Source organism: Paenibacillus sp. MMS20-IR301, assembly GCF_032302195.1.
In the GTDB taxonomy this organism is placed as follows: domain Bacteria; phylum Bacillota; class Bacilli; order Paenibacillales; family Paenibacillaceae; genus Paenibacillus_AQ.
In genome coordinates this window covers 1,083,736-1,094,815 of the sequence record NZ_CP135275.1, presented here as the reverse complement: position 1 = coordinate 1,094,815, position 11,080 = coordinate 1,083,736, and the positions used below count along the sequence as shown (strand labels likewise).

Below are 11,080 nucleotides of genomic sequence, written 5' to 3'. Positions count from 1 at the left end.
TTGTTACCGCTTCTAGCGGTAGAAATCCGGTGACAAAGGCGGTCGCTGGCGCTCCTACAGTTCCAAAATTCCCCTCCGTTACTAACCACCTATTTAGCTTCGCTTTATTCTAAAGTTCTGACGGCAATTTGTGACAATCCCGATCGCTGCGCTTAAAATGATCATCAAAAAATTAAAAACAACGGAAGTTATCGTCACTTACCACTATTATTACTCCACGATCTCCGTGAAGTCGACGTTCTCGACAATCCAGCGCTTACGAGGGTCAACCTTGTCGCCCATAAGTGTGGATACACGGCGTTCCGCCTTGGCGGCATCTTCAATCTGCACCTGCAGCAAAGTGCGGGTATCGGGATTCATTGTCGTTTCCCACAGCTGGTCAGGGTTCATCTCCCCGAGTCCCTTATACCGCTGAAGCTCGAAGTTTTTGCCGAATTCCTTCAAGTAATTCTGCAATTCCTCATCGCTCCAGGCATACCGCACTGTCTGCAGCTTGCCCGACTTGCGCGTCAGCTTATACAGCGGAGGCTGGGCAATATAGACCTTGCCGGCATCGATTAGAGGCTTCATATAGCGGTAGAAGAAGGTCAGCAGCAGCACCTGAATATGCGCGCCATCCGTATCGGCATCGGTCATAATAATAATTTTGGAATAATTGCTGTCCTCTACGGCAAAATCAGGGCCGATTCCCGCACCGATCGCCGAAATAATTGCCTTGTATTCATCGTTCTTCAGAATATCCAGCAGCTTGGCCTTCTCCGGATTCATCGGCTTGCCCTTCAGCGGCAGAATCGCCTGCAGCTTGGAATCCCGGCCCTGCTTGGCGGAACCGCCGGCCGAATCTCCTTCAACAATGAAGATTTCCGTCCGTGTCACATCCTTGGACTGTGCCGGAGACAGCTTGCCCCCAAGATTCGAGCTTTCACTGCGCTTCTTGCCGCTGCGGATTTCATCGCGGGCCTTGCGCGCTGCTTCCCGGGCCTTGGAGGCCTGGATCGATTTCTTCAGCAGGCTTTGCGCAACCTGAGGGTTCTCCTCCAGGAAGCGGGCCATTTTCTCCGAGACGATAAAGTCCACGGCGCTGCGTGCAGAAGCACTGCCGAGCTGGTCCTTGGTCTGTCCGACAAATTCCACATCCGACATCTTCACGCTGATAACCGCCATCATCCCTTCACGGAGATCATTCCCCTCCAGGTTCTTGTCCTTCTCCTTCAGCAGCTGTGTACGGCGGGCGTAATCATTCAGCACACGGGTATAGGCTGTCTTGAAGCCCGTCTCATGCGTTCCGCCGCTGCGGGTAGGAATTGAATTGACGAAGGAAGCAATGGTCTCGGTATAACCCGCGTTATACTGCAGCGCGATCTCCACCTCAATATCATCCTTCTCCGCACTGAAGTGGATGACATCATGCAGCACATCCTTGCCTTCGTTCAAGAACTGTACGAACTGGCTCGCCCCGCCTTCGTAGAAGAACTCATCCTGGCGTCCGCTACGCTCGTCGCTCAGGTTAATCCGGAGCCCCGAGTTCAGGAAGGCAATCTCCTGCACACGTTCCGCGAGCGTATCATAGTTCAGGGAAATGCCCGCAGAAAAGACACGAATATCCGGCTTGAAGGTAATCTTCGTACCGGTCTTGTTCGTATTTCCGAGTACCTCAAGTCCGGTTACCGGCTCACCGACATGCTCCTTGCCGCTTGCATCGACCCAGTATTCGAAGCGCTGGCGGTGAGTTTTGCCTTCACGGTAAATCTCAACCTCCAGCCACTCGGACAGCGCATTGGTTACGGAAGCACCGACGCCGTGCAGACCGCCCGACTTCTTGTAGCCCGAGCCGCCGAACTTGCCCCCGGCGTGCAGAATGGTGAAAACAACCTGCGGCGTAGGCACACCGGTCTTATGCATTCCGGTCGGAATTCCCCGCCCGTTGTCGATTACGGTTACCGAGCCGTCCTTGCGGAGTGTAATATCAATTTTCGAGCAAAATTTGGCCAAATGCTCATCTACGGCATTGTCCACGATTTCCCATACCAAATGGTGCAGTCCCGAGGAACTCGTACTGCCAATATACATGCCGGGCCGTTTGCGTACCGCAACCAGACCTTCGAGCACCTGAATGTCGTCAGCATCGTATCCAGTCGGGCCTGATTCGCCGTTCTTAGAGACTTTTGCAAACATATCGATCTGTTCGAGCATTCATGCTCCTCCTTCTTGTGTCTTACTCTCTCTATGAAATGCAAACAAACGTTTCGTTCACTTTGTACATTCTAATTCAAAATATCCCGTTTCGTAAAGACGGCGAATGAAATGATTACAGCCGCCAGCCCCCAAATTCCTAAAACTGCCATCGAAAAGGCCAGTGTCATCCCCTCAATCGGGGCAGGAGTTCCCGCCAAATACCCTGTCAGCCCCAGGTTGACCATAAATAAATATTTCGCTGTCGTCCAGGCCGAGGCCATATTCGTCAGGATCGTCCCCGCAATCAGCGCCGCCATCATCACCACAATACTCGCCGCCGTGCTGCGTACAAGCACCGATACCATGAAGGCCAGCAGTGCAACCACTACGCTGACGAACCAGATCAGACCGCCCTGCATCAGCAGGTACTTCCACTGCGGTACGGCATGAACCGATGACATGTCCACCGTATCCCCGTTAAGCTGAAACCCGGTAAAGACCGGAACATTAAAACCCTTGTATCCGAAGGCCAGCCCCGACACCAGATAGCTGATAATAAAAGCGGATAGGACAATCAGCGATACGAACATCAGCAGGGCCGTCATTTTGCTGAACAGCACCTTCCAGCGTTTGACGGGCCGGGTCAGCAGCATCTTGATAGTTCCGGTTGTCCGCTCCCCGGAGACCAGATCGGAGGCAACTGCCATAATCAGCAGAGGAATGAACAGGGACACGGAATTATCGAGAAACTCGCGCGTAAAGGTAACTCCGCTCGGCTCGTTCGGATTGACATCATGATCCAGATAGTACTGCAGCTGCTGGACAAAAATCCGCCGGTACGACTTCCATTCTTCCGGTATGCGGTCACTTCCGAGCGAGTTCTGGTTATCCGTAATCTGCTGCTGGATCTCAAGCCTCCAGTCAGAGTTAAACTTGTCCCGGCTGCGTTCCGCTATGCGCATCTGTGCATAGGTAAACATAGGCACCAGCACCAGCAATATGAGCAGAATGACATAAAAACGTTTCTTTTTAATGATCTTCAGGCACTCATTACGGATGAGCGGCAGCAGGTTAGTCAATAGTTTCACCTTCCGTTAGCTTCAAGAATAGCTGTTCCAGTGTAGGGTTGATTTTATGCACGGCCCGCACCTCCACCTCGGCGGTTACCAGTACGGCTACAATTTCCGGGATCAAGTCCTCGTCCATCACCGTAATCAGGGAATTTGCACCCATCCCGGCGACAATGGAATCATCCAAAGTTACTTCGTCCAGCGTGAGCAGCCGGATGTCCTGCCGGCTTGCCAGCATCTCCCGGGCCTGCCGGGGCGGCTCCAGCTCCCACAGGACATACGGGGAGTTACGGGCTACCAGATCGTTAACGCCGCCTACAGCAAGCACACGGCCTTTGCTGATTATCGCCACCCGGTCGCACAGCAGCTGGATTTCACTCAGCAGATGGCTCGAGACAAACACGGCCAGCCCTTCGTCAGCTAACCTCCGGATAAACTGGCGCAGCTCCTTGATTCCCTTCGGGTCAAGCCCGTTCGTCGGCTCATCCAGAATGAGCAGCCGCGGACGGCCGAGCAATGCCTGGGCAATTCCCAGCCGCTGGCGCATGCCCAGGGAATACGTGCTCACCTTGTCATGAATCCGCTGATCCAGCCGGACAATATCCACAACCTCAGCAATTCTGGCTTCATCTACACCAGGCTGCATACGGGCAAAGTGCTGCAGATTCTCCCAGCCGGTCAGATAGGTGTAGACTTCCGGATTCTCAACGATTGACCCTACATATTGCAGCGCTTTCTCCGGGTTCTTATTGACGTTATAGCCGCAGACGGTGATCATCCCTTCACTTGGCCGGATCAGGTCGACCAGCATGCGGATTGTCGTTGTTTTGCCGGCGCCGTTCGGGCCGAGGAAGCCGAAGATTTCCCCTTTCCGCACATCAAACGTAACATTATCTATGATCCATTTCCGGCCGATTTTCTTGCGGACTCCTTCTACGGACAGAATTACTGTCCCGGAATCTTCAGCTTTCTGTTTCGTCATCGCCATGCCACTCCTTGCCGCAGTCATTTCGGTTCACAAGCACTATCATTCATCCGGTGCTGTTCCGGTTCCATTCCGCTCATCTCAGCGCACAGCCTGTACGATCCGTTCGCTCATCCGCTGATAACCGTCGCCGTTCGGATGGAAATGATCATTCGAGAGGTACTTGTCCAGATGGCGGTTGAACAAATCAAAGGTTGGAACAAGCGTCATGTTGCTGTGGGTGTTGATAATATCCATGGCGGCATTGTTCCATGCGGTCACCGCCTGGTTCCCCGGAACGAGCAAATCTGCAATATCTCCGAAGGGATTATACAAGCCCACATAATAAATCTGCGCCTGCGGATTAATCTCGGCTATACGCTCCAGAATGCTGCCCAGCCGCTTGGCTGCATCAGGCAGCGCAGCCAGGAGCGATTCCGGCGTCAGCTCGTCCGTTGAGGCAGTAGGCACAGGCTTTGAGCCTTCTACCGTGTTATTCGCCCCGCTGCCAGCTGTGTCTGTCCCAAGTGCCGATACTCCGCTCTCAGGGCTTGCTGGACTGCCGGCAGCAGCTGTCCCGCTGCCGGACTCCAGCAGATTAGAGCCGCGGAACAAATCATTGCCGCCGATGGAAACCAGCACAACATTCGCCTGACGCAGTGCATACTGGACACCATCCTCCTGAAGCTTGCTCTGCAGGCCGGCCGTAGTCAGGCCGTTAATGCCCATATTGCCGAGCAGCTCCGCTTTGCCTCCGTCCGCAGAGAGCTGCTCCAGCGCACGCTTCACGAACCCTTTTCCCAAATTGTCGCCTGTCCCTTTGGCCAGAGAATCCCCGAGCGCCAGTACCTTCAATTCATTGCCGGCAGCCGCTGTAGGCTCAGCTGTCTGCTGCGGCAGTGAAGACAACAGGACCTCCCCCTTCGGATTCAGAATATCACCCACTGCATACACGAAACCTGTTATTAACAGTAAAGTCGCCAGGATAGAAACCAGGCTCACTGCCCGCCAGGTCCACTTGGAATCTTTCAAAGCTATCCCTCCGTCTGCCTTTATTCTTCATTATTCCACAATTCTGGGCCTTCTTAACTATGTAGATAAACATAATTCTTCTTTGCTTATTTTGCAAATATTCACTTTACCCGAACATTTTCCTGTAATGGTGATAACAAAGCAGCAGCCTGCCGGGATTTTTGAATAGCAGGTGGATAAGCGTTACTTATATTTCATTTCCTGATCAGCAAAAAAAAGCCCTCCGGTCATGCCGGAAGGCAGGCTGTAAGTCTTATAATTCAACAATTTATTTACCGATAAATTCCTGTACCCAGTAGTTGTTGTCGAAGCCTACACCAATATAATTAAAGTTCGCACTGAGAATATTAGCCTTATGGCCCGGGCTGTTCATCCAGGCGGTCATGACCTCCTGCGGTGTTCTCTGGCCCATGGCAATGTTCTCGCCTGCCGCCTTATAAGTGATGCCGAATGCGGACATCATATCAAAAGGTGAACCGTAGGTCGGAGAAGTATGCGAGAAATAATTGTTGGTGCGCATATCGGATGCTTTGGCGGCAGCCACTTTATTCAGGCTGTCGAGAGCCGCTACAGGGGCTAGTCCCGCCGCAGCGCGCTCTTTGTTCACCAGCGTAACTACCTGCTGGGTAAAGCTTGTATTGCTGTCGGCCACAGCCGGGGCAGCAGTCGGAGCTGCTGTAGCTGCAGGCTTGGCGGTAGCCGCCGGTGCCGGTGTAGCTGCTGGCTTAGCAGTTGCTGCAGGCGTCACTACCGGCTTGGCCGTCGCCACCGGTGCAGCGGTTGCCGCTGGTTTAGCTGTCGCTGCCGGAGCAGCGGCGGCCGGTTTTTTATAGAACACAGTCTTCGACACAGTATAGTTATTTCCGTCAAAGACAAACACTTTCGAATTATACTGGGTGAAATATTCCATGAACTTTGCGAAATTCGTATCTGATCCGGTTGCTGTTCCAGCCCCCGATGCTGCATTTGCCTGCAATGGAAGAGAAATGCCAAGTGCCATAACAGCCGCTACACTTCCACCTACTACTGCTCTTAGAGTCTTGTTTTTCATTCTGCCATCTCCTTATTCTTGTTGTATGATATCCGGCTGCCGAGAGTAGCTTATGCCAAATGTTACAAAGTTGTAATTTGTTCCTCAGTCATCATAACATAAAACTCTCCGCTGTGCGCTGCTAATTTTTTACATTATAAGACAAACTGAAGGCCTGTCCCTCCCGCTGCAGCCAAAAAGCCGCCCTGCAAGCAGGACAGCTCTTGCTCTTACTTGATATATCGGTTATTCTTCAGTCTTCATTAATGAAACGACTGCCAGAACTCACCTTCTGTGGAGATCAGGCCCATAATCTCTGCGTACGGAATCCGGAAGGTCGGGAATCCTGCGGCATATGGGGCAATTTCGTAAGGCTCAAAATACAAATACAGCGCTTCAGCATCCACATAAAAGGGCTGATCCGCAGTGATCCCCTTATACGTATCCGGGAAAACATATGAATATTGCGGGTCTGTCGCAATCTGCTTGCCGACAATATCGCTGAGCTTCTGCACATACTTGCTGCCCGGCTTGAATAAATCACTCAGGCTGAAAAATTTACCGGTGCGCAAATTGATATGCTCATAGATTTGGGTCGGCATCCCATGGGCAGCGCCAAACGGATATTTGTAGCCGCTCAGCTCTAACACCAGCAGGTTCTTGCGGAAAAAGGAAACCGCGAAATCGCCGGTGTAGCTGAAATCCTGCCCGGCACCACCCGTGCCCACTCCTTCAGCAAGCGACAGGCTGCGCAGCTTATCATTGACCGCTCTCGACACATCTGTAACGGCGATACCTTCTACTACCGGATAGTAAACGAGATAATCGCGGTTCGGTTTATATTTCTTCTCCAGCACAGAGTATGGCGGTCTGAGCGGAATAACGCCGTTCTCACGCCAGACCTGTTTGCCTCTGCGGTCATAGTAGGCTGTCCGCTGGTCAATATCGGCCCGGATCAGGCTGCCGCTGAATGTCAGCGTCCCTGCGCCGGAGATAACAGGCGGCTGGGCGGCTTTATTGCCGCTTTTGTCGATAAAATACGTATCCTTGGCATCATACACCGACGCCAGCCCCTGCTGATAGTTGTTCACCCCGAGCAGCGGATGCGTGCTGAGTATTCTTCCGGTCAGCGCATCCGCAATCACATAACGTGACCCGCGGTACGGCTGATCTGCATACAGCGGAGTTCCCAGCGCTACGCGGTTCTCGCCCAGCTGCTGAACCTCATAATAGCTTGCCGGAATAATGGCTTTGCCCTGCTTGTCGATCAGGCCATAGGCATTGCCGTAATTCTCTGCCGTGTTAATGACCGCCCGCCCCTCCGAAAAGGGCAGTGCTGCTGTGTACTGCGGCTGAATGGCTATGCTTCCGTCGGTGCGGAGATACCCGTATCTGCCGTTCTCTGTAGCCTGAAAAGCCAGCAGGCCATCCCCGGGGTTGCCGACAAATGGATGTTTGTACGTATGCAGCACCGTGCCCTGCGGATCAATCAGCGCGTATTCGCCTTCGGCGGTTTTGACCAGGGCCGTTCCGTCTTTGAAATCACTGGCATCCAGGTAAACTGCAGGCAGCACTTCTTTGCCCTGGGCATCCAGATAACCGTAGCGGGAATTGCCGCTATTGCTCTGCTTAGAGAACATTGCCCGGCCCTCATGCAGTGAATTCAAATAATCGTAACGTGCGGACGTGACCTCTTTCCCTCTTTCGTCGATCAAAGTGTAGCCCTTCGCATCAGAGACCACAGCCCGGCCTTCTGAAAAGGGGCCGATGAAGTTATAGACCGGTTTGACCTTCTCCCGTCCGTTCGAGTCAATCAGGCCGCTGTAATTCTTGTATTGCACAACTGCCAGCCCGTTCTCCTGAAAATCCTCGGCATACTCATAACGCGGCTCCAGTACAGTCCGCCCCTCATTGTTGATATAGCCCCACAGCGTCCCATCCTTCAGCCGGAAGGGGGCCGGATGCAGCAGCTCTGCGCGCAGGGCGCTGGCTTCCCCCTCCGGAAGCACGATCAGCGCCTCCAGCGGCTTCTTGGCGTAGTCTACACGGTATAATCCCTCCTCTGCCGGGATGGTTACGAACAGATCATCATCCGCCCGGATGAAATCCTCCTCCTGCTGCGGAATGCACTCATTCCAGCCAATCCCGTCCCACCGCCATACTTCCGCCATAATCAGACCGTTGTCATTCCCTTTTCCCAGCTCGTTCAGCTTAATCCTCAGCATCCAGTCGCTCTCCCTTACAAAGGCATTTGCCTATAGAATATGAGGGCGGAGGGGAAAGGGTGTTTATGTGCCTGGGAATGTTAGGAGCGTTAGAGCGTAAGGGGCGTGATGGCGTGATGGCGTGATGGCGTTTAAAAGTATCTGCCGTAACTGCGGTGAATGTTTGGACTTCCGGCCGCTGTTAGGTTTGGATTTCCTGAATTTATTCCGCTGTCCGCGGTAGAAATCCAAACCTAGCTTAAGCTTCCGATGTGAGCTTTCCTGCGGAAAGCTTTCAGGCGGGCGCTAACGCTCCTCCAGCTCAAACTTCCCCTCCGTTACTTTCTACCTTTTTCTTTGGTTCAGTCAATAACTTAAAAGCGTTAAAAGCAACACAAAAACACCCTTTCGGAAGGTGTTTACCGGGTATTCAAGGGCTGCTTCGCCTGCCCTTTCAACTCTGTAATGATGAGAACATGACAACAGGCTCATTGCCTGCAGCATGCTATATCGGCTAGATTTGTTTGTGATTCAATTGTGAGCTGCAAATTGGTTAATTCCAGGCCAGAACTGAAGAGCCTGCACAAAATACAACATTATCCTCAGAAAATTATCCTTAAACTGAAACTGTTGCACAGAATGCAGCATTTCACCTCCTACAAGGCGGATTAATAGAAAATTCCTGCATTTCATACAACAAACCGCCCAAACGACCATTTATTCAGGCTTCTGAGTTGTACAACGTACAACATTTCATGCTATATAGATTGAACTATAAAAATTTAGAAAAAGGAGAATTGGTGGAGGAGGGGCTGGGATCTGTAAGGATGCCAGTGACCGCCTGCGTTACTGGATTTTCACCATGAACAGCAGTAATCATCAAAAAAATAGGAAACAACAGCGGCCGGAAGTCCAAAACTCAGCTTTAAGCGGAAAATCATGTACAATGAGCTGCCGCGTACAAGTAAATGGGTTGATGTTCCCTCCGTTAGAGAAGTAGCCAGCCACGCAACGGTTGTTCAAATGACTAGCTTAGCGTTACGGACATGAGAGACGTTAAGCCTGCGGAAAGGTACCTGAGTGCCGGTCTTACGGACATGAGCGCCGTTATTTCACCGGAAAAGCGGAGTATGTCCACGATAAGCGGCGGATAAGGGCCGTCATGTCCGTAAGTCCGCCCAAATGACTTTTTTTGAGCGAATAAAGGCTGTGGTTTGGGTCAGATTTGGATTGTATTTGACACGTTTAGCTTCCTTAGTTGGAGTGAACGCCAACCATCGTATACTCTAAGCTGTCGCGCGGATAGGCGGTGAATACATTAGAATGAATTTCGGCCGTTCAGCAATTCTAAATCAACATATAGCTTTCCAGTTCAAGCTATATAATAGTTACTTTTGGGTTTGCAGCAGTCCGGACACTGCGGTATTTAGGCGGTTTGGAGCCACGCAGCCAGTAAAATCACTACGCCAAAAAGCGTTTGCGGTATTCCGCAAACGCTTTTTGGTACCCTCCCCCACCCGGGTGAGGTGATGGGAGGAAGTCCAAACATTCACCGCAGTTACGACTAATCACCGAACCCCGTTTACTTCTTCGATGAGTATTTACGCATATCAAACGATACCGCCGCGATGATGATTAGGCCTTTGATAATCAGCTGGTAGTAAGGGCTGATGCCGATAAAGGTTAAGCCGTAGTTAATCAGGGTGAAGATGATAACACCGACGAGTACGCCTGGAACAGTACCGATACCGCCGGTTGTGGATACGCCGCCGACTACGCAGGCCGCGATAGCGTCAAGCTCGTACATATTACCATAGTTGTTGGTTGCGCCGCCTGTTCTTGCTGCTTCAAGCACACCAGCCAGACCGTACAGGGCACCGGCAATCGCGTAGATGTAGATCAGGTTCTTGGATACATTGATCCCGGAAACCTTGGCTGCCTGCATGTTGCCGCCGATAGCGTACATGTTCTTGCCCAGCTTAGTTTTGTTGAACAGCACCCATACGATGGCGGCGACCGCCAGGGCTATAAGCACGATGTAGGGAATCGAATATTGGCCGCTGCCGATGAAGCCGGAGCCGATTTTGGTGAAGTCAGGGCGCAGGCCGCCGATCGGCTGCGACTGGTTCGGGTCCATATCGAAGTACAGGGAGTTCAGTCCGTATACGATGAGCATGGTGCCCAGTGTTGCGATAAATGGCGGTACATTGAGCTTCGAGACGATAATCCCATTGACGAGACCGCAGAGCAGACCGGCAACAATGGCAATCAGGATGGGCAGCCATACCTGCACTTGCGGCAGATCAGGGAAGAACCGGCGGGAGTAATCCGGTATCTGAAGCATGGAGGCGGAGATAACCGCCGTGAACCCGACTACGCGTCCTGCGGACAAGTCCGTACCGGCTGTGATGAGGATAAAGGCTACGCCCAGCGCGATGATTACGCGGGTAGACGACTGAATCAGTACGTCACGCAAAGTGTTGATGGACATAAAGCTTGGTTCGTAGATGATGATCCCCATAATCAGAATAACCAGTACGATGTATATTGCGTTTTGAGTCACAAAGGACTGCGCTTTTTTAACATTCATTAGTAGTGATCCCCC

General features: G+C 52.1%; 7 protein-coding genes. All 7 read right to left on the bottom strand.

Annotation, left to right across the window (positions count from 1 at the left end; translation table 11 throughout):
* Positions 1-210: 210 nt before the first annotated feature.
* Entirely contained in the window at positions 211-2,193 is a 1,983-nt protein-coding gene (parE, locus tag LOS79_RS04665; protein ID WP_315416650.1) for a DNA topoisomerase IV subunit B, read from the bottom strand.
* Positions 2,194-2,264: 71 nt separating this feature from the next.
* Positions 2,265-3,254, bottom strand: a complete 990-nt coding sequence (locus tag LOS79_RS04660; protein ID WP_315421989.1) for an ABC transporter permease — start codon at positions 3,252-3,254, stop codon at positions 2,265-2,267.
* A complete protein-coding gene (locus tag LOS79_RS04655; RefSeq protein ID WP_315416649.1) occupies positions 3,247-4,227 on the bottom strand; it encodes an ABC transporter ATP-binding protein in 981 nt (326 codons plus the stop codon). Before LOS79_RS04655 ends, LOS79_RS04660 begins: the two co-directional genes overlap by 8 nt.
* 84 nt (positions 4,228-4,311) lie before the next feature.
* Complete coding sequence (locus LOS79_RS04650; RefSeq protein ID WP_315416648.1) at positions 4,312-5,241, bottom strand: GDSL-type esterase/lipase family protein; 930 nt, start codon at positions 5,239-5,241, stop codon at positions 4,312-4,314.
* A 268-nt stretch (positions 5,242-5,509) separates the two neighbouring features.
* Positions 5,510-6,292: a CAP domain-containing protein gene (locus LOS79_RS04645; protein WP_315416647.1), complete on the bottom strand. Its 783-nt coding sequence runs from the start codon at positions 6,290-6,292 to the stop codon at positions 5,510-5,512.
* A gap of 242 nt (positions 6,293-6,534) precedes the next feature.
* On the bottom strand, positions 6,535-8,496 hold the full coding sequence (locus tag LOS79_RS04640; RefSeq protein ID WP_315416645.1) for a WG repeat-containing protein: 1,962 nt from the start codon (positions 8,494-8,496) through the stop codon (positions 6,535-6,537).
* A gap of 1,561 nt (positions 8,497-10,057) precedes the next feature.
* Complete coding sequence (mglC, locus tag LOS79_RS04635; protein ID WP_315416643.1) at positions 10,058-11,065, bottom strand: galactose/methyl galactoside ABC transporter permease MglC; 1,008 nt, start codon at positions 11,063-11,065, stop codon at positions 10,058-10,060.
* Between the last annotated feature and the right edge of the window lie 15 nt (positions 11,066-11,080).

Excerpts from the sequence above, each read along its gene's own strand:
- parE (WP_315416650.1), bottom strand. The coding sequence starts at position 2,193 with ATGCTCGAACAGATCGATATGTTTGCAAAAGTCTCTAAGAACGGCGAA.
- LOS79_RS04655 (WP_315416649.1), bottom strand. The coding sequence starts at position 4,227 with ATGACGAAACAGAAAGCTGAAGATTCCGGGACAGTAATTCTGTCCGTA.
- LOS79_RS04645 (WP_315416647.1), bottom strand. The coding sequence starts at position 6,292 with ATGAAAAACAAGACTCTAAGAGCAGTAGTAGGTGGAAGTGTAGCGGCT.
- LOS79_RS04640 (WP_315416645.1), bottom strand. The coding sequence starts at position 8,496 with ATGCTGAGGATTAAGCTGAACGAGCTGGGAAAAGGGAATGACAACGGT.
- mglC (WP_315416643.1), bottom strand. The coding sequence starts at position 11,065 with ATGAATGTTAAAAAAGCGCAGTCCTTTGTGACTCAAAACGCAATATAC.